The 19,685-nt window shown below is 61.3% G+C and carries 17 protein-coding genes; 9 read left to right on the top strand and 8 right to left on the bottom strand.

Features of this window, described 5'->3' with window-relative positions; all coding sequences use genetic code 11:
- The first annotated feature begins 431 nt into the window (after positions 1-431).
- The gene (locus tag DW823_RS06650) at positions 432-1,775 is read left to right on the top strand and encodes a homoserine dehydrogenase (RefSeq protein ID WP_118081253.1); all 1,344 of its coding nucleotides are present in this window, start codon (positions 432-434) and stop codon (positions 1,773-1,775) included.
- 223 nt (positions 1,776-1,998) lie between these two features.
- Positions 1,999-2,748: an SDR family NAD(P)-dependent oxidoreductase gene (locus DW823_RS06655; protein WP_118081255.1), complete on the top strand. Its 750-nt coding sequence runs from the start codon at positions 1,999-2,001 to the stop codon at positions 2,746-2,748.
- A gap of 121 nt (positions 2,749-2,869) precedes the next feature.
- On the opposite strand, the gene DW823_RS06660 is transcribed toward DW823_RS06655, so the two are convergent.
- Positions 2,870-4,432 carry a cation:proton antiporter gene (locus DW823_RS06660; protein ID WP_118081257.1) on the bottom strand — a complete coding sequence of 521 codons (1,563 nt, stop codon included), beginning with the start codon at positions 4,430-4,432 and terminating at the stop codon, positions 2,870-2,872.
- Between the two features lie 184 nt (positions 4,433-4,616).
- On the opposite strand from DW823_RS06660, the gene DW823_RS06665 reads away from it, so the two are divergent.
- Both DW823_RS06665 and DW823_RS06670 read left to right on the top strand, forming a co-directional pair.
- Positions 4,617-8,363, top strand: a complete 3,747-nt coding sequence (locus tag DW823_RS06665) for a phosphoribosylformylglycinamidine synthase (protein WP_118081259.1) — start codon at positions 4,617-4,619, stop codon at positions 8,361-8,363.
- Between the two features lie 98 nt (positions 8,364-8,461).
- Complete coding sequence (locus DW823_RS06670; protein ID WP_055250645.1) at positions 8,462-9,397, top strand: DMT family transporter; 936 nt, start codon at positions 8,462-8,464, stop codon at positions 9,395-9,397.
- A 102-nt stretch (positions 9,398-9,499) separates the two neighbouring features.
- Here DW823_RS06670 and DW823_RS06675 read toward each other — a convergent pair whose 3' ends face one another.
- The 4 genes from DW823_RS06675 to DW823_RS06690 form a co-directional block, all read right to left on the bottom strand.
- A complete protein-coding gene (locus DW823_RS06675) occupies positions 9,500-10,603 on the bottom strand; it encodes a GGDEF domain-containing protein (protein ID WP_147350669.1) in 1,104 nt (367 codons plus the stop codon).
- Positions 10,604-10,829: 226 nt separating this feature from the next.
- Positions 10,830-11,852, bottom strand: coding sequence for a 2-keto-3-deoxygluconate permease (locus DW823_RS06680; RefSeq protein ID WP_118081263.1), 1,023 nt, complete (start codon positions 11,850-11,852; stop codon positions 10,830-10,832).
- Between the two features lie 141 nt (positions 11,853-11,993).
- Entirely contained in the window at positions 11,994-12,317 is a 324-nt protein-coding gene (locus DW823_RS06685; RefSeq protein WP_117716470.1) for an AzlD domain-containing protein, read from the bottom strand.
- Positions 12,307-12,999: an AzlC family ABC transporter permease gene (locus tag DW823_RS06690; protein ID WP_158567286.1), complete on the bottom strand. Its 693-nt coding sequence runs from the start codon at positions 12,997-12,999 to the stop codon at positions 12,307-12,309. Before DW823_RS06690 ends, DW823_RS06685 begins: the two co-directional genes overlap by 11 nt.
- 137 nt (positions 13,000-13,136) lie before the next feature.
- Here DW823_RS06690 and DW823_RS06695 point away from each other — a divergent pair, with 137 nt between their 5' ends.
- Complete coding sequence (locus tag DW823_RS06695; protein ID WP_118081267.1) at positions 13,137-13,949, top strand: HD domain-containing protein; 813 nt, start codon at positions 13,137-13,139, stop codon at positions 13,947-13,949.
- On the opposite strand, the gene DW823_RS06700 is transcribed toward DW823_RS06695, so the two are convergent.
- The 3 genes from DW823_RS06700 to DW823_RS06710 are packed head-to-tail and all read right to left on the bottom strand — an operon-like array spanning position 13,946 to position 17,571.
- Positions 13,946-15,151 carry an electron transfer flavoprotein subunit alpha gene (locus tag DW823_RS06700; protein WP_118081269.1) on the bottom strand — a complete coding sequence of 402 codons (1,206 nt, stop codon included), beginning with the start codon at positions 15,149-15,151 and terminating at the stop codon, positions 13,946-13,948. The genes DW823_RS06695 and DW823_RS06700 overlap by 4 nt on opposite strands.
- The gene (locus tag DW823_RS06705) at positions 15,152-15,967 is read right to left on the bottom strand and encodes an electron transfer flavoprotein subunit beta/FixA family protein (protein ID WP_118081271.1); all 816 of its coding nucleotides are present in this window, start codon (positions 15,965-15,967) and stop codon (positions 15,152-15,154) included.
- Between the two features lie 2 nt (positions 15,968-15,969).
- The gene (locus tag DW823_RS06710) at positions 15,970-17,571 is read right to left on the bottom strand and encodes an FAD-binding oxidoreductase (protein ID WP_118081273.1); all 1,602 of its coding nucleotides are present in this window, start codon (positions 17,569-17,571) and stop codon (positions 15,970-15,972) included.
- Positions 17,572-17,916: 345 nt separating this feature from the next.
- Between DW823_RS06710 and DW823_RS06715 the strand changes: the two genes are divergently transcribed.
- The 4 genes from DW823_RS06715 to DW823_RS06730 all read left to right on the top strand — a co-directional run bounded on the left by DW823_RS06715 (position 17,917) and on the right by DW823_RS06730 (position 19,648).
- Positions 17,917-18,213 carry a hypothetical protein gene (locus tag DW823_RS06715; RefSeq protein WP_118081275.1) on the top strand — a complete coding sequence of 99 codons (297 nt, stop codon included), beginning with the start codon at positions 17,917-17,919 and terminating at the stop codon, positions 18,211-18,213.
- On the top strand, positions 18,210-18,719 hold the full coding sequence (locus tag DW823_RS06720; protein ID WP_118081277.1) for a hypothetical protein: 510 nt from the start codon (positions 18,210-18,212) through the stop codon (positions 18,717-18,719). The genes DW823_RS06715 and DW823_RS06720 overlap by 4 nt, the downstream gene beginning before the upstream one ends.
- Before the next feature lie 88 nt (positions 18,720-18,807).
- The gene (locus tag DW823_RS06725; protein WP_118081279.1) at positions 18,808-19,407 is read left to right on the top strand and encodes a hypothetical protein; all 600 of its coding nucleotides are present in this window, start codon (positions 18,808-18,810) and stop codon (positions 19,405-19,407) included.
- Entirely contained in the window at positions 19,391-19,648 is a 258-nt protein-coding gene (locus tag DW823_RS06730; protein WP_158567287.1) for an LPXTG cell wall anchor domain-containing protein, read from the top strand. The genes DW823_RS06725 and DW823_RS06730 overlap by 17 nt, the downstream gene beginning before the upstream one ends.
- The last annotated feature ends 37 nt before the right edge of the window (positions 19,649-19,685 follow it).

The following is a 19,685-nucleotide window of genomic DNA, read 5'->3' on the forward strand; positions in this document are numbered from 1 at the left end:
GCCATCCTTCGCCGTGTTCGGCGTTCGCAAAATAGTAGACGCTTTAGTTAGGAAAAGTGGCGATTATTTCAACTTTTCTTTGGATTTGTTCATTTATCCATATTTCTGCGTATTTCCATTGCTTTATGCATAAATGCCACTTTATTAAGTAAAAGTAATGTTTCCATTCTGTTTCAAGCGTACTTGCCCTGAATAAACAGCCTCACCGTTCGCGTTTTGTGCGCACCTAGGCGGCAATGTACTTGCCGTCCTGGATCACATAGGCCGTAGGTCGTATGTAGCGAGCGTGTTTCCAATGTTTCCGCAGCGTTTCGGGGGTGCCGTTTTGTGCGACTCCTGTTAACTGGCGAGCACGCGCCCTCGGTTCACGCTAGAATGCACTCAACCTTTAAGCGGTTAATCCATCCATAAGATGCACGAAGGAGCTATCTATGAGCGAACCCCTGCGCACCGTGAACGTCGGCCTCATCGGTCTGGGAACCGTCGGCGGCGGCGTGGCCCGTCTGATCAAGAGCCACCACGATGAGTACCTGGCAGCCTACGGCATCGACCTTAAGCTGACCCGCGCCTGCGCGCTTGCTTGGGAGCAAGCCGAGTCGGCAGGCATTGAGCGCGAGGCCTTTACGAGTGACTGGCACGACGTCGTCACCGACCCCGCCGTCGACATCGTCGTCGAGCTGATCGGCGGCGAGCATCCCGCAACCGAGATCTTTACCACTGCCTTTGAGCACGGCAAGCACGTCGTCTCTGCCAACAAGGCCCTGCTGGGCCGTCACGTCGAGACGCTTGCCGAGAAGGCGCGTGCGTGCGGCGTGCAGATTAAGTGCGAGGCCAGTTGCGGCGGCGGCATCCCCATCGTGAGCACGCTTGAGCACGACCTGGTGGGCAACAAGATCCTGACCATCGCCGGCATCCTCAACGGCACCACCAACTATATCCTGTCGCGCATGGACGCCGAGGGCGCCGATTACGCCGACGTGCTCGCCGACGCGCAGGCCAAGGGCTATGCCGAGGCCGACCCGTCCGCCGACGTCGACGGCTTCGACGCCGCCAGCAAGACGGCCATCCTCGCCTCCATCGGCTTTGGCACCCGCGTTACCACCGATGATGTGTACCAGCAGGGTATCCGCACCATCGGCGCCGAGGACATCGCCCAGGCCCGCGAGCTCGGCTACACCATTAAGCTGCTCGGCATCGCCCGCAACACCGACGCCGGCGTCGACGTCCGCGTGCATCCCACGCTGATCCCCGCCGACCACATGCTTGCCAAGGTCAACGGCGCCATGAACGCTGTTTACGTAGTGGGCGACGCCGTGGGCGAGACCATGTTCTACGGTGCCGGCGCAGGCTCCTTCCCCACCGCGAGCGCCGTCGTGGGCGATATCCTGTCGCTCTCCGAGCAGATCAGCCGGGGCGTGGCTCCGCTGCCCGAGATTGAGCCCTATGGTCACAACCTCGCCTTTAAGCCCATGGACGAGCTCCAGACCAAGTACTATGTGCGCCTGAAGGTCGCCGACCGCGTGGGCGCCCTGTCCGAGACGGTCGACATCTTTGCCAAGCACAACATTTCGATCTCGCTCATCAACCAAGTCGAGGACGGCAAGTCGGGTGTCAGCGATGCCTGCTCGGTCATCTTCCTGACGCACCGCGCGCTCGAGAAGAATGTCCAGGCTGCCGCCGCCGAGCTTGCCAGCGTCGACTGCGTGGCCGAGGTCGCCAACGTCCTGCGCATCGAGGACGTTGAGGCTTGGACCGAAGGCGTCATGGCGAACTAGTTCGGTTTACACCCCACAACGCATTTGCTCGAAGGGCTCCCGTCTAGTCTTGGACGGGAGCCCTTTCATTTGCACGCTCGGGGTGCATTGACACGATCCGCGTTTGAGCAATTTGACCGTTCGGTGTCAACCAGGGGTACCGCTTACCGATAAGCAGGCATGTTTGTTTTTGTCTGCCGCTATCCTGTGCTGCGTACGTCCACCCCCGAAGAATGGAGGCACCATGTTGCTCGAGGGCAAGAAAGCAATCATCACCGGAGGCACGCGCGGTATCGGCTATGCCATCGCCTGCCGTTTTATCGAGGAGGGCGCCGCCGTCACCGTCTTTGGCTCGCGTCAGGAGACCGCCGATGCGGCCGTTGAGAAGCTGACAGCCGTCTATCCCGACGCCAAGGTCTGGGGTCGCTCCTGCGACCTCACCTCACTCGAAGCCGTGACCGAGGCCTTTACCCAGGCTGCAGCCGATATGGGCGGTCTCGATACGGTCGTCAACAACGCCGGAATCTCCCAGCGCTCACCCCTTTTGGACTATACAGCCGAGGAGTTCGCCAAAGTTATGGACCTCAACGTCGTCGCCGTCTTTAACGGTCACCAGGCTGCCGCCAAGATCATGACCGAGGCCGGCCACGGCGGCACCATCACTACCACAAGCTCGATGGTCGCCAAGTACGGCCAGCCCTCTGGCGTCGGCTACCCCACGTCTAAGTTTGCCGTCAACGGCATGGTCCAGTCGCTCTCGCGCGAGCTCGCCCCCATGGGCATTCGCGTCAACGCCGTTGCCCCAGGCGTAACCAAGACCGATATGGTCGCCAACCTGCCCGAAGAGGTCATCAAGCCCATCATCGCCACTATTCCGCTCGGTCGCATGGGCGAGCCCGAGGACGTTGCCAACGCCTTCGTTTTCCTTGCGAGCGACATGTCCTCCTATGTCACGGGCGCCATCCTCCCCGTCGACGGGGCAGCCCGCTCCTAAAGGTCGAAAGTTTCGGCTTCGGACCTCAACAGAGTTCAACGCAAAAGGCGCGCTGTCCGCATCAACCGCAGGCAGCGCGCCTTCTATTATTTGGACGGAACCCGTATCCCGACATTCCTTGCTACTTGCCGTCGTCGTCCTGGGCTTCATCGCGCGCGTAGAGCTCCAGCATGCGGCGGCGGTATTCGTGTACGGCGAGCTTGGCGCGCTCAAGGCGGCGGCGCTCACGCGGAGTCAGCTCGGACGGGTCGATCTCATCACCATAGGTCTTATCGGCAAGAAGACGCGCCGCGTCCACGATGCGGGCATCGATGTGGCCGCTCGCCGCCTCGGCGGAAAGACGCTCGGCAATCGTATCGAGCGTAGGCAGGCCCTCGAATACGCGACCATGGCCATGCGAGGTCAGCAGCTCGTGCTCGCGTGCGAGCAGGCTCGCCAAATCGTGATGGGCGCGCAGGATGTCAAGTGCATCGGATGGATGCTCGGCAACCTCCGCCACGGCGGCGACCGGCGCGGCGTCGACCACGCGGTAGAAGAGCTGCGCGAGCAATGGCATCAAGAACACCGTGATGGCACCGGCGGCAACCATGACCGACGCAATATCTTGCGACAGCGCGCCCGCGTTGACGGCCACGCTCGTTACGGCAACGATGATCGGCAGCGCCGTGGTGCAGTAGAGCGCCACGGTAATGCGGCCATACGCCGACACATCGCGCGTCACGGGACAAATGCTCATAGAGACAAGGATCGGCACCGCGCGAATGATCAGCAGCGCCAAGATAAAGCCCACGAGCAGCCCGGGGCGCGACACCACGGCCGTCAGGTCGATCTTAGCGCCCGACACGGTAAAGAACACCGGGATCAAAAAGCCGTAGGCCAGGCCGTCGAGCTTGGTCTCAAGCGTATGGTTGCCCTCGGGGATGATATAGCGCAGGACAAAGCCGGCGGCAAAAGAACCCAACACGATGTCGAGATCAAAGACAGCCGAGAACGCCACGAGCGTGACCAGGATGAGCACCGTCAGGCGCACGAAGGTCTGCGACGTGGTATCGGCGCGTTCCTCGACAAACGCAAAGAAGCGGCTGCCGACGCGCTTGGAGCGGCTCGGGACCACGGCCAGCAACACACAGACCACCGCAAACAAGCCAAGGATTACGAGCGTTTGGATGCCGGTGCGGGCAGACAGCAGCACCGACATGGCGAGCACGGGGCCGAGCTCACCCCAGGTGCCATACGCGAGAATCGAGTCGCCCACGCGCGTGCCGGTGAGCGAGCGCTCACGCATGATAGGCACGAGCGTGCCGAGCGCCGTCGAAGTGAGGGCAAGCGTCACGGCGATACCGTCGAAATGACTGACCGAGAACCACGGGGTAAAGCGCACGGCAAGCCAGGCGATACCAAACGTGACGACCCACGTCGCCAAGCCGTAGCGCCCCTCGACGCCCGTGATGCTCTTGGGGTCGATCTCAAAGCCGGCAAGCAGGAACAAAAAGGCCAGGCCCAGCTCGGACACAAGCGAGACCTCGGCATCTACATGGATGACGCCGAGCATATGGGGTCCCAGCACCGCGCCGAGCACGAGCAAAAAGACCGTCTCGGGAACGGGTTTTCCAGGAATCGCCGAGGCGATGAAGGGGCTTGCAAAGGCCACGAGTGCGATGATGGCGAGCGAAACGAATGCCATGTGATGCCTTTCTCTTGTTTGCGCTTCACTGTAGCACCCTCGCCGTCCTCACCGCGCCGCGAGCTGTCGTATCATAGTGAGGTTTACAAACATGTGGCTCAAGGCGACCGCGAGGCTTGCCCCGCAAACCGACCGCTGCCGCATACCGTACCGTACGCCCAACCGATCAGGAAGGCAGGAACCAATGGTCTCTCGTATCTACGTGGAGAAGAAACCCGGGTTCGACGTCGAGGCTCAGCAGCTCAAGGGCGAGCTGACCGAAATTCTCGGCATCAAGGGCATCGAGGCCCTGAGGATCATCAACCGCTACGACGTCGAGGGCATCGACGAGGAGCTTTTCCGCTCCTGCGTGCCGACCGTCTTTAGCGAGCCCCAGGTCGATGTGACCTACGACGAGCTCCCCGCAAGCGATGGCGCCGTCTTTGCCGTCGAATTCCTGCCTGGCCAGTTTGACCAGCGCGCCGACTCCGCCAGCGAGTGCGTGCAGCTCATCAGCCAGGGCGAGCGCCCCGCCGTGCGCTCCGCCAAGGTCTATATGATCTCGGGCGCTCTGGACGAAGCCGCCATCAAGGCCATCAAGCACTACGTGGTGAACCCCGTCGAGGCGCGCATCGCCTCGCTCGACTTGCCCGAGACGCTGTACATGGAGACCCCCGAGCCCCAGCCCGTCGAAGTGCTCGACGGCTTCCGCGAGCTCGATGAGGCCGGCCTTGCCGTCTTCATCGCCGATCGCGGTCTTGCTATGGACGAGGCGGACATCGCCTTCTGCCAGCAGTACTTCCGCGATGAGAACCGCGACCCCACCATCACCGAGATCCGCGTGATCGACACCTACTGGTCCGACCACTGCCGCCACACCACCTTCGGCACCGTCCTAGATGACGTGACGATCGACGACGCCGTGGTGCAGCAGGCCTTCGACCGCTACATGGAGATGCGCCACGAGCTCGGTCGCGACGCCAAGCCCGTCTGCCTCATGGACATGGGCACCATCGGCGCCAAGTACCTCAAGAAGACCGGCGTCATGACCGATGTCGACGAATCCGAGGAGATCAACGCCTGCACCGTCAAGGTGAAGGTCGATGTCGACGGCGAGGACCAGGACTGGCTGTTCCTCTTTAAGAACGAGACCCATAACCACCCGACCGAGATCGAGCCCTTCGGCGGTGCCGCCACCTGCGTGGGCGGCGCCATCCGCGACCCGCTCTCGGGCCGCAGCTATGTGTACCAGGCCATGCGTGTCACCGGCGCCGGCGACCCCACCGTCCCGGTTTCCGAGACGCTCGAGGGCAAGTTGCCGCAGCGCAAGCTCGTAACCACCGCTGCCGCCGGCTACTCCAGCTACGGCAACCAGATTGGCCTTGCCACCGGCCAGGTCAACGAGCTCTATCACCCCGGTTACGTGGCCAAGCGCATGGAGGTCGGCGCCGTCGTGGGCGCCACCCCGGCAAACCACGTTCGTCGCGAGTGCCCCGCCCCCACCGACAAGATCATCCTGCTGGGTGGCCGCACCGGCCGTGACGGCATCGGTGGCGCCACCGGCTCCTCCAAGACCCAGAACACCGAGTCCATCGAGACCTCGGGTGCCGAAGTCCAGAAGGGCAACGCCCCGGTCGAGCGCAAACTGCAGCGTCTGTTCCGCCGCGGCGATGCCTGCCGTCTGATCAAGCGCTGCAACGACTTTGGCGCCGGCGGCGTCTCGGTCGCCGTGGGCGAGCTTGCCGACGGCCTGTATGTCGACCTTGATACCGTGACCAAGAAGTACGACGGCTTGGACGGCACCGAGCTCGCCATTTCCGAGTCCCAGGAGCGCATGGCCTGCGCCGTCGCCGACGGTGACGTCGAGGAGTTCATGGGCTACGCCGCCGAGGAGAACCTGGAGGCAACCGTCATCGCCGAGGTTACCGCCGAGCCGCGCATGCGCATGGCCTGGAACGGCGTCGCCATCGTCGATCTGTCCCGCGAGTTCCTCAATTCCAACGGTGCGCCCAAGCACCAGGTCGCCCACGTCTGCGCCCGCAGCGTGTGGCAGCCCAGCTGGGCCGGCACCACGCTTGCCGAGCGCATGACCTCGCTCGTCACCGACCTTAACGTCGCCTCCAACAAGGGTCTTTCCGAGCGCTTTGACTCCACCATCGGCGCCGCGACCGTGCTCATGCCCTTTGGCGGCAAGACGCAGCTCACCCCAAGCTCGGCCATGGTCGCCAAGTTCCCCGTGGACGGCGAGACCACCACGGCGAGCGCTATGGCATGGGGCTTCAACCCCTATCTGATGGAGGCCGACCAGTTTGCGGGCGCCTACCTGTCCGTGGTCGAGTCCATCGCCAAGCTCGTGGCCGCCGGCTTTGAGCACAAGCGCGCCTATCTCTCCTTCCAGGAGTACTTTGAGCGTCTGCGCACCGAGGCCGAGCGTTGGGGCAAGCCCATGGCAGCCGTCCTGGGCGCCCTTATGGCCCAGGTCGACCTGGGTGCCGGCGCCATCGGCGGCAAGGATTCCATGAGTGGCTCGTTTGAAGACGAAGCCGGCGAGCTCAACGTTCCGCCGACCCTGATCAGCTTCGCTGTCGCCGTTGGCAAGGCGGACCGCGCTGTCTCCCCCGAGTTCAAGGGTCTCACGCATCGCGTCGTCCGTGTCGCCCCCGCCACCTATGGCGAGGACTACCGCCCCGATGCCCAGCAGCTGCTCGCCGCATTTGACGCCGTCGAGGCGCTCACCGCCACCGGCGACGCCCTGGCCGTCTCCACGCCCGGCTACGGCTGCGGCGCCGAGAGCCTCTTTAAGATGTGCGTCGGTAACCAGATCGGTATCGAGCTTGCCGAGGATGTAGACGTGGAGAGCCTCTTCACCCCGCTTTACGGCAGCTTTATCGTCGAGCTCGCCGAGGATGCCGAGCTGCCCGAGATCGCCGACGGCGTTGTCGTCGAGCCCCTGGGCACCACCGTCGAGGGCTATGTCATCGACACCGGCTCCGAGGTCATCGAGCTCGCCGAGCTCCAGGAGGCCTGGGAGAGCGGCATCGAGGGCGTCTTTGCCTACCGCAGCGCCGGCGAGACTGCCAAGGTCGAGACCATCGACTTCCGTGCCAAGGATATCCACGTGTACAGCGGCGCCAAGATCGCCCGCCCGCGCGTGGTAATCCCCGTGTTCCCCGGCAACAACTGCGAGTACGATAGCGCCCGCGCTTTCCGCGCCGCCGGCGCCGAGGCCGACACCTTCGTGATCAACAACCTCACGCCCGAGGCCGTCGCCGAAAGCACCCACGAGCTTGCCCGCCGCATCCGTGCAAGCCAGATCGTCATGATCCCCGGCGGCTTCTCGGGCGGCGACGAGCCCGATGGCTCCGCCAAGTTCATCACGGCGTTCTTCCGCGCTCCCGAGGTCACCGAGGCAGTCCGCGACCTGCTCAAGGCCCGCGACGGCCTGATGCTGGGCATCTGCAACGGCTTCCAGGCCCTGATCAAGCTCGGTCTGGTGCCCTACGGCGACATCGTCGACGCCACGCCCGATGCGCCCACGCTGACGTTCAACACCATCGGTCGCCATCAGAGCCGTCTGGTGCGCACCCGCATCTCGTCCAACCTGTCCCCGTGGCTATCGCAGTGCAGCCTGGACGACCCCTACACCGTCGCCATCAGCCACGGCGAGGGCCGCTTTGTCGCCAGCGACGAGGTGCTCGCCCAGCTCATCGCCAACGGCCAGGTCGCCACGCAGTACGTGGGCGAGGACGGCAAGCCCAGCATGGACCTTTCCGTCAACCCCAACGGCTCCGCACTCGCCATCGAGGGCATCACGAGCCCCGACGGCCGCGTCCTGGGCAAGATGGGCCATGCCGAGCGTCGTGGCGACAACCTGTACCGCAACGTGCCCGAGCATGTCCCCGGCGATAAGTTCATGCCGATCTTTGAGAGCGGCGTGGCCTACTTCGCTTAATGCGTCCCATCGGGTACAATCCCCTCGGGTAACAACACCCGCCACCGGCACACCCGGTGGCGGGTTCTTTTTTGCTTCGCGCATACAGGAAGGACATCATGGAAAGCCGCAAGCCGTATCTCGCCACCCTACCCGGGCTCATCCTGGGCTGCCTCGTCTGCTGTGCGCTCTGGGGGTCGGCTTTCCCCTGCATCAAGATCGGTTACGGGCTCTTTGGCATCCCCGCGCACGATAGCGCCTCACAGCTGCTCTTTGCGGGCTTGCGCTTCACGCTTGCCGGCGCCCTGGTTATCGTTGGGATGAGTGCGGCCCAACGCCGCCCCCTCATTCCGCAGGCTCGTGACATCAAGCCCATCTTTGTCTTGTCACTCTTCCAGACTATCGGGCAGTACTTCTTTTTCTACCTAGGACTCTCGCGCGCCAGCGCCATGTCGAGTTCCATCATCGAGGCCAGCGCCAACTTCCTCGCAATTCTCTTTGCCGCCTTGGCATTTCACACCGAGAGGCTCAATACGCCCAAGGTGCTTGGCTGTGTGCTGGGCTTTGCAGGCGTCGCGCTCGTCAACCTTTCGGGCGCGGATGGCACCTTTGGCTTTACGCTCGACGGCGAGGGATTTATCTTGGCTTCCACTGTTGCGGGCGCCCTGTCGACCTGCCTCATTGGCATCTTCTCGCGCGAGCATGACGGCGTCTTGCTCGCCGGCTGGCAGTTTTTAGTCGGTGGCGTGGTCCTTACCGCAATCGGGTTTTTGATGGGCGGCACGTTTTCCCCCACCGAAATCGCCCCCGCCATCGCGCTCATCATTTATATGGCGCTCATTTCCGCCGTCGCGTACTCGCTGTGGTCCCGCCTGCTCGCCGTCAACCCCGTCAGCCGCGTTTCGGTCTTTGGCTTTATGAACCCGGTCTTTGGCGTGCTGTTGAGCGCACTGCTGCTCGGCGAGGGCGCTGGCACGAGCCCCGTTACCGTACTTGTTGCCCTGCTGTTGGTCTGCGGCGGCATCATCATCGTCAACAAACCCAAAAAAGCCTAGCGAACCGCCCTTATTTAGTAGAGGAGATTCACATGCTTTAGCTTAATGGAGTACATCGGTGAGCTGAGGGCCGCAACGCACGCCAGCGTTCGCCCTTTTTTTCTAGCGTATCTGGACGCCGGCTTTCTTCTTCTCGCGCTTTACGCGGTAAAGCTCCGCGTCGGCAGCGCGAAGCAAGTCTTGCCAGGTATCGACGCCATCACCAACCCGTGCGTAGCCGATGGACATCCGCAACAGATACGGGACCTCGGCGCGCGCGAGCTCGTCGCTGATTGCCGCGCACAGACACATGATGTCCTGCTCCGCCGTCGCCTTTTGAAGCACCACAAACTCATCGCCGCCATAACGTGCGATAAAGCCACCAGACGCCGAGCAGACCTCTTTGAGCGTAGCAGATATGACCTGGAGGGCATGATCGCCCTCAACATGTCCATACCGGTCGTTAATCTGCTTAAAGCCGTCAGCGTCCATCATAAGCAGATATACATCTTCGGCCTGATCCACATTTGAAAAGAGCGACAGCATATAGGTCTCAAAACGGTTGCGATTGTTGAGGCCAGTCAACGGGTCGGTCGAGATCAGCTGCTCCTGGTAGATGATGTAGAGCAGCAGGATGCTCAGCGTTATACCGACACAAAGGCCCGGTACCGAAAACAAAACCTGGAAGGTACCGCCCACCAGAGCGGGAACCGCAAAAAAGGCGAGGGTGCGATAAATGGCCTTCTTTTGCAGACTTTCGACTTTTCGAGTCTGAATAAAGGCATGCAAAGACGTATATATGATGTAGCAGTAGCTAACGATAGGCTGAATCATATAAAGCGCTCCGCGACGATATACGCCCTGTGCATCGATATAGAACATAGTGTGCGTCCAGTAGCTGGTAAATGCCAGCACGACCACCAATACGGTTGGCAACGTCACGAGCGCCACCCTATAGCGCGCGGTCAAAAGGCGTGAGCCCTGCACTGTCTCGGAATAGAAAAACCAAATGAGGCACGCGATGGCGAACAGCGAAAACGAGACCGCGTTGGAAATCCAGTTGGCCGTGATGCCTACAGGAGTGCTCACGCCGTCCGAGAGCGTCCAGATCATATCGAAGAAAATGTAGGCTGCAGACGTGTAGCCCAGCATGCTAAACAGAAGCTGCTGGGTGCTCGAGAACAAGGAGCGGCGGCTTCGTGCGGCAAGCCCGATAAGAACAATCATGCATAGCAGGAATATCTCAATTTTGAGTGCCTTAACCACTAGACGCCATCCATTCAATATTCAAGTGGTCAGAATCGCCCGATTCTGGTCTGGGCAACAAACACCCCCTACCCGCAGGGGTAAGGGGAATCATAGCAGAGCGCCCGAACGTCACTGCAAAACAGTCATCGTTCGGGCGCTCAAACGGCGCGAATTGCACTCCGGCATCATTGATGGGTAGCGATTGCTATTCGCCATCGATGTCGGTCGCGACGGCCTCCTCGATGGCCTCGACACCGGCAGGCGACAGATCCTCCTTGCCCTGGCAAAACTTCTTGTCGACCCAGCCGGTCAGAATCGGGGCCATGATTGCCGTGATGATGACGGCGGTGGCGATCTGCGCATACGCGGTGGGCGCAAGCTCGGCATAGCGCGGAGCGACCTCGGCGAGGGCGACCGGCGTGGTCATAGCCGTGCCGGCGATAGTGGAGCAGGCAACGGCCGCCTTGCCGTTACCACCGCACAGGCGCTCGAAGGCAAAGGTAATGGGACCGACGATAAAGAGCGTGATGAGGCCCAGCAGGATGCCCGAAATGCCGCCGGTGATAAAGCTCGAAAGACTCATGGACGCACCGAGCTGAAAACCGATAACGGCAATCGCAGGATTGGCGCCGGGAACCAGCAGGTTCTTGATGAACGGGAACAAGTTGCCCAGAACCATGCCGATAACAAGCGGCAGGATGGATCCGATGATGGTGCCGACGGGGATGTTGGCGAGACCCGAGACACCGAGGATGATCATCGTGACGGCGGGGCCGGCCGTAAAGAACAGGATACCGACGGCGCCTTGCTCGGACTCGTCGCCGAACTCGCCCATGATGCCGGTGTAGAGCGCCATGTTGCAAAACGTAATGCCGCCGATGATAGACACGGAGCTCAGACCTAGGAAGTTGTCGTTAAAGAAATATGCCACACCCAAGCCAAGGGCAGCCGCAACAACAAGCTTAGGAATCAGCACAACGATGCCGGTCTTGATGGCGCCCGGCGTGGACTTAAAGCTGATGCCGGCACCCACAAACAGCAGGATCGCGGCAACGATGGTGTTGGAACCACCGCGGCAGGCGGCGGTAAAGAAGCCGCCGATCTCAAAGACCTGCGGGCAGAAGGTATTGAGCAAAAGGCCAACGATCATCGGGTAGATCATGATGTCACCCGGGATACGCGGGACTTTGAATTTCTTTTGCTCGTTGGCGGTCGCTTCCTGTGCCATGAAACCCCCATTTCCGCTGACGCAGAACAAAAGCCCACGTCATACTTTGCTACAGTAAAGTTTGACCATGGTACCAGAAGAAGCAGACCGGCTCGGTGAGAAATTCGATACGTGTGCCGGGACGCTAAACGTGCTCCGCTCTTATATGAAGCTTAAAACGATATAGAACACGATGCCCGAGACGCAGCACCACAACATCGACTTTGTCTTGATTGCCACCGCCACGACGCCGGCGGCCGCAATCCAGGGAATCAAGCCCTGCCACAAGCCGGCGTCGAAAGCGCCAGGGCTTATCAAATCGTTGGCGACCAGCGCCGCAAAGGCGGCAGGCGGAATATAACCCAAGGCCTCGGTAACGCGGGGCGACAGCGTTCTCCCGCGCAAGGCAAACGCCGGGGCAATGCGGAAAAACGCGATGGCCGCCCATGACGACAGCCATAGAACCAGAAACTCATTAACGGGCATCGCGAGCGCCCCTTCCCTCGGCGAGGACATCGCACGCGAGTGCCGTGACAACGCCGACGAGCACACTTGCCGGCACGGCGATATTCGTCCACCCCAAGAACTTGCATATGGCGACGGACACCGCAGCCAAACCGGCAGCTACGACATTGCCGCGCGACAGTCGCTGCGAAAAGAGTAGGCAGATAAAGAGCGATGTGCAGACAAAACCCGCAATAGCGGTGGGAACATCAACAGCGGCGCCGACGATGGCGCCCGTCGTACACGAAACGCCCCATGTTGCGATGAGGATCACGTTGAGCACAAAGGACTCGAGCGGACCCCAATCCTCCCCTTTAACCAACTTGGCAAGCGAAATGCCGTATGCCTCCTCGGTAAGTGTCGCGGCAACAGCCAGCGTCTGACGCTTCGAAGCACCCCTCAAATGCGGTGCGATCGATGCCGAGTAAAGCGCAAAGCGCGAGGAGATTGCGGCCACACTTGCGACAATCGATGCCGCAGGCACACCTGCCAGCCACAGGTTGCAGACCATAAACTGCCCGCTGCCCGTCACGAACGTGCTGCTCAGGGCAAAAACCATCCAGGGTTCCATTCCCGTCTGCGCCATAATCATTCCGCACGGCGCGGCTATCGCAACATAGGTAAGCATCACCGGCCAGACGGTTTTAACGATTTTGAGCACCATAACGTTCCTCGTCCCGACAAGATTTCCGAGCCGCATTCAACGACGCGGCAGAACCATCGCCCGATGGCAACCGAGTTCACCTACAATTGCCACCGGATCGAAAGACACAGAAAGACACAACTTTTTAGGAAGTCATTATGACAGCTATCGATCGAACGCGGGCTGCCGCGGCCTTCAAAACCTACACCGATGCCTACGATGCCGCCAATCCGCGTATCGCGCTCAAAATCGAGCATACGTACCACGTTGCCGAGGCATGCGATGCCGTGGCACGCGAACAGGGCTGGTCACCTCAGGACATTGACCTAGCGTGGCTTTGCGGCCTGCTGCACGATATGGGTCGCTTTGAGCAGCTGCGACGCTGGGACACGTTTAAGGATGCCGAGAGCATGAGCCATGCGGCGTTGGGCGTCGAGGTTCTCTTTGGCGAAAACCCTGCAGACGCGCCCGCGACAACAAGTATCCGCGACTTTATCGACGATCCGGTAGAAGACGAGTTGATTCGCGCAAGCATTGCCTATCACAGCGATTTCCGTCTACCCGCGCAGCTCGACGAGCGCACGCGGCGCTTCTGCGATATTGTGCGCGATGGCGACAAGGTCGACATTATGCGCACCATCGCCGACAGCACCGTCGACACCATCCTCAAAGTGGATGAGGACGTGTTTCTTGCCAGCCACTTCTCGGCACCGACGCTGGCTGCCTTTGACGAGCACCGCTGCGTCACGCGCGATGAGCGCGATGAGCCCGCGGACTACTTGGTGGGGCTTATCTGCTTTATGTTTGAGCTCGTCTATCCGGCAAGCCGCGCGCTGACGCGCAAGCAGGGCGATATCTACCGCCTGCTCGACGCACCTTTTGGTATCGTGCGGCCCTTTACCGACCCCGCCACGCAAGCGACCTGGGAACGCCTAAAGAAAGAGATGCGAGTCTGGCTGGCCAGCGCCTAGCGCTCGAGCTGGGCCAGAAGCTCCTCGACAACTTCGACGGCGTCACCGACAACTTTGTACTGCGCAGCGCCGAAGATGGGGGCATCCGGGTCCTCGTTGACAGCGATGATGCACTCCGCGCCGCCGATGCCGGCAAGATGCTGGATAGCGCCCGAAACGCCGATACTCACAAGGAGCTTGGGCGAAACCGACACGCCGGTCTGGCCAATCTGGTGGCGATACTCCAACCAGCCTGCCTCCACAACGGGACGCGTGCAACCAAGCTCGGCACCCAAGGCATCGGCGAGTTTTCGCATCAGGGGCAGATTCTTCTTGGAGCCGATGCCGCGGCCCACCACGACCAGGCGCTCGGCATCGGCAATTGATGCCTGCTGCCCCCACTCCTCGGCGGGAATCGAGATCTCGACACGGGCCTTAACATCATTCGCAAGCGATACCTGGGTAATCGTGCCAGAGCGGCTGTAGTCAAACTTGGGTGCCCCAAAGATGCCGGGGCGCACCGTTGCCATCTGCGGCCGATGATTGGGGCAGATAATGGTGGCCATCAAGTTGCCGCCAAACGCCGGGCGGGTCTGCTGCAGTAGACCCGTCTCCGTATCCATCGAAAGCACCGTACAGTCGGCCGTAAGGCCCGTCTGCAAGCGTACGGCCACACCGGGCGCCAGCTCACGACCAAAGGCGGTCGCGCCGTACAGAATGGCCTCGGGTCTGCGCTCGGCCACCAAATCGCAGATGAGACGAGCATAGATCTCCGCATCGTTTTGGCGCAGTCGCTCGTCGCGGCAGACCACGACCTCGTCGGCACCGGCGCAGACCAGATGTTCCAGGTCCTCAAGCGAGCCCTCGGGGCCCATGCCGGCCAATGCCACCAGACGGCAACCGCGAGCATCGGCAAGCTCGCGCCCCTTACCCATGAGCTCGTAGGCCACCGGAGCCACGACATCGTGATCGTCGGTCTGAACGAATACCCATATGTCTCGATACGCATCGAGGTCAACCGCGCCGGCGGCCTCGTCGCGCTCGATCGAAATGGCATTGACGGGGCAGGCGTCGACGCACCCGCCGCACAAGATACAGCCGTCGGTCACATGGGCGCAGCGGTTGGGGCGCTCGCCCTCCATCACAATGCCACCCGAGGCACAGGCGCGAACGCAGCGGCCACAGCCAACGCACGCCTCGCTATCGATTATCAGTCCGCTCATCTATGCCATCCCCTCGATAATCTTGGCAATCTTTGCCGCCTGCTCGACCGGCGTGCCCTCGATGGCCTCGCACGTTTGGTCGCGGTCGGGCACAAATGAGCGCACGACCTGCGTCGGCGATCCGGTAAGGCCGCAACGCGAAGGGTCAGCATGTACATCGGCAGCACAGACCACCCGCACATCCGCATCTTCGGCCGCGCGAATGCCGGCGATGCTCGGCATGCGCAGCTGGCCGATCTCCTTGGCGGTCGTCATCGCGCACGGCATCTCCAGATAGACCGTCTCCTCGCCGGCATCGCAACCGTGAACGAGCGAAAGCGCACCGCACGTCGTAAAACCTGCGCTCTGCACGCAGCTCACATCGGTCACGCAGGGAATCTCGAAGGCGCCGGCCAGCTCGGGGCCAATCTGGGCGGTATCGCCATCTACCGCCATCTTGCCGCAGATGAGCAGGTCGAAGTCCTCGTCGAGCGCCTCGATACCGCATTTGAGGGCATAGGTGGTCGCCAACGTGTCCGCGCCCGCAAAGGCGCGATCGGTCAGCAGCAGCGCATCATCGGCGCCGCGGGCAATGCAGTCGCGCAGCAGCGATTCGGTTGCAGGGATACCCATCGACACCACCGTCACGCGCACATCCATGCCAAAGCCGATAAAGTCGTCCTTGAGCGCCAGCGCGCATTCGAGGGCACTTGCATCGAAGGGATTAATGACCGCCTGCTTGCCATCACGCACGATGGTATTGGTTTTGGGGTCCATCTTGACCTCGGTGCTTCCCGGTACCGCCTTGACGCACACCACCATATGGAAATCGCTCATCTTCACGCGCCCCCTTTCTGGACGAGTTCATCCAAGAGCTTCTCCGAAAATAGGTTGCCACGACCCAGCTGCCCGGCAGGATCGAGCTGCAGCTTGAGTCGAGCCGATTCGACCATGGCCTCGTGGCCGTACATCGTCTCCAAAAAGCCCGCTTTGATCTTGCCGACGCCGTGCTCGGCAGAGACGGCGCCGCCCATAGCCGTTACCTCCGCAGCCCACCGGGCAAACAGCTCACCACCGCGACGGTAGTCCTGCGCATCGCGCGGCAGGATATTCACATGCAGATGGTTGTTGCCGATATGTCCCCAGGCGGCAGACTCAAGCCCGCTTTCGGCCAGCGTGCGGCGATAGAAGGCAACGACATCGGCCAGGCGCGCGTTGGGTACCGACATATCCGACCCCAGTTTGGTAATGGTGGGGTCGGTGCGGCGACGCTCATCGATGAGCATGTTGACACTCTCGGGGACGGCGTGGCGGAAGAACCGCTGGCATTCGCGATCGACCTCGGTGCGCGCAACCCAGGTCGCGTCATCGCGGCCGCCCGCAAGCTCCAAAACCCATCCCAGGTGGTACAGCTCCTCAGTCGCTTGAGCCTCGTCGTCGCAGTCGAGTTCCACGTAAATACAGACCTTTGCCTCATCGTCGAGTGCCGGCAGCGAGGCAAACGCGGTCGACTGCTCGCGCTGGCGGCGAAGGATATCCAAGGCGCCGGCATCGAAATACTCAATAGCGGCGGCATGGGACAGCACGGGGCGCACGGAATCGGTAAAGGACACTGCCTTGTCCTCGCTGTCGAAAAAGCAGCTCACGCCCCATACGACCGAAGGTGCCGCCTGCAGGGCGATCTCGAGCTCGGTAATGACCCCGAGTGTGCCGCATGCACCGATAAAAAGATCGATGGCGTCCATGTCGTCCGAAACGAAATAACCCGACGCGTTTTTGGTCTTGGGCATGGTATAGCCGGGAAGATCCAGCTCAAGCGCGCGGCCCCCTGCCGTCACGAGCGACAAGTGGCGTGCGTCAGCGTGTGCCCGACCTCGATGAAGCTCGAGCAGGTCGCCGTCCGGCAGTGCCACGTGAAGCCCCGTAACGTGCGGGCGCATGGGGCCATAGGCATAGCTGCGGGCACCGGAGGCATTGCACGCCGCCATGCCACCCAGGCAGGCAGATGCCTCGGTGGGATCGGTGGGAAAGAACTGCTCGGGAGCTGTCTGGAACTCCTCATAGGCCTCAAGCGGTGCCTGATCCCAGCCAGCGGTCGGCAATGCCTTCTTGCCCAGCTGCTTGCGTAACTCAGAAAGCACGACGCCCGGCTCCACGCGCAGCAGAAAACGGCCTTGCTCGTCGCGGCGAAGACCCAGGTAGCGATTCATACGAGAAGTGTTGAGGATGTGGCCGCCGTGGGGCACGGCACCGGCAGCCAGACCGGTCCGAGCACCCTGGACCGTTATCGGAACATGCTCGGCATGGAGCTTTCGCAGAATGGCGCGGACTTCGTCCTCCGTTGTCGGAAACGAGATGCTCGACGCCTCGCCCGATGTGCGAGATTCATCGCGACCATATTCTTCGAACTCGTCGCCGAAGGGTTTGATGGCTGCAGACACGCGAACTCCCCCTTTAGTTAACTACAGTGTTTGCAGGGAGATGTTACCGCATCGTTTCGTCGACGTGACTGAGACCGTCTCCATAATTGGCGAATTTTACGTTTGCGCAATTCGGCGAGCGGCAGCGTTTTCTCGGCAGGCGCTCTATTTAACGCGCTCCTTTCCATCGCTGCCACGCATGCAATTGGCGCCCGAAAAAAGTTGAGATAGTTTTTACCCTCTCTCACCTGCGGCGATGTAAACCCGTCAAGCATTTGGTCAGAAATTGGTCAAGTTACGGCTGATACGGTCGGCATCGACAGCCAAAGCCAATGGAAGGTTTGGCCCAAAAACAGGGAGGTTCCCATGGCATATTACTGGCCCCAGTACGGCGTCGCCATCGAAGTTGGCGACGACCCGTATCTTCTGCCCTTCGACGAGGAGGCATTTCCCGATGCGGCTGTCTATCACGTCACCACCGACGTGATTTGCGATCCCGAATCGTTTTCGGCACTCGCTCACCACATCGCCCACATCCACGACATCAAACTCGACCCAAACTTCGACGAGCTCATCTACTCGCGACGCCTCATGCTCCACATGCTCTTTGGTGCCGATCCGTCCACGTTCGCGCGCGTCTATACCACTAAGGATGCCGCATGAGCGCAAGGAAGCAGTCGAGCCCCCTAGGGTCAAAACATCGAAAAAGGCTCGGCGTTGTCTGCCTGGCCATCGCCTGCGCCCTTATCGCCGTCGGCCTTTACGCCTGGCAGTCAAAGCCTGTCGCCGAGACAGGTGCCTCGGTCACAGCGGCGGAGGGTAAGTCGCGCCAGGAAATCCAGGACGAGCTCGATGCCATCGTCCGCGACAACATGATGACGATCTCGGTCGCACCGGTCGCCCAGCTACAAAAAGGCGGCAAGCTGCGCGTCAACGTGCAAAACGTCCAGGATAACAAGTTTCCCCAGCGTTTCCGCGTGATCCAAAACGACGAGACCATCTATGAATCGGGCGTGGTCGAGACCGGCAAGACCGTTGAGACCTGCCCCGCAGGCGACATCAAAGAAGGTGAGGCGTATATCGAGATTCAAGCGCTCGACGCCAAGACCTACGACGCCCATGGCAATCCCACGCGCATCAAGGTGCGGGTTGCGCAGCCCGAAGACTAGATCTGCCACCCGTTGCGAAAACGCGCACCCACGCCGCTTTCGTCTGACCATCACGGAAACGGTCCGTGACGAATAGAAAGGAACGATTATGGACATCACCGGGAACTTGAGCGGGACCAGGGCGCTCGTCGTGGGCGTGGGGCTGATGCTTGCACTTTCAATGGGTGCCGCGCCGACCCCCGCCCTGGCGGAGGGACGCACTGGAACCACCAACGTGACTATCAGGACCCAAATCGACAACATCAAGTTCAAAGCCCCGACCGTCATCCCATTTGTCGCCAAGGCCGATGGCACGCTTCAGGGCCCTTCCGAGAATACAACCACCATCGACAATCTTTCGGCCTATGGCATCCACGTTGCCAACATGAAGATCGGCGCCAAGAACTCCTGGAGCATCGTCGCCGACGCCAAGACGGGAACCGCCCAGAACTCCATCGATTTTAAGGTTGGTCCGGACAAGGCACTCCAAGACGCTCACGCCGCGACGCAGGAAGCGGGCCTCGACCTTTCCAAAAATGCATCCTTCGACATGGGCTACCAGGGCATCGCCAATGGTACGGACAAGATTAAGCTCAAGACGAGCGGCAATGTCGCCCGCGTCACGCGAGACATCTTCCATGTGACTGGCGAGGGCGACCAGGTCGCAAGCATTACGTGGACGGTCGAGCCCGGTGCGCACACGGCCTAAGGCGATTGTCCTTGCCGTCATCATCGGCGTTGTAACGTTTGCCCCAATCGCCGCCTTTGCCCAACAAGAGCAAGCGCAGGCTGCCACGCAAGTGACTGTCGATCTATCGGAGCTCGAACGCAGTGGCCAACATGAGCCCCTCGCGCAAACGGGCGACACGCAACAGCTCCTGGCAGCAGGAATCGCCGCGGCAGGCGCAAGCGCCATCGGCCTTGGCCTGCGCATCAAACGCAGCCAGTAGCCGCGAAAATCGAGACCGTCCAGAACAGGTAAGGAGA

Origin of the sequence: Collinsella sp. AM34-10 (genome assembly GCF_003469185.1) — a bacterium.
GTDB lineage: Bacteria > Actinomycetota > Coriobacteriia > Coriobacteriales > Coriobacteriaceae > Collinsella.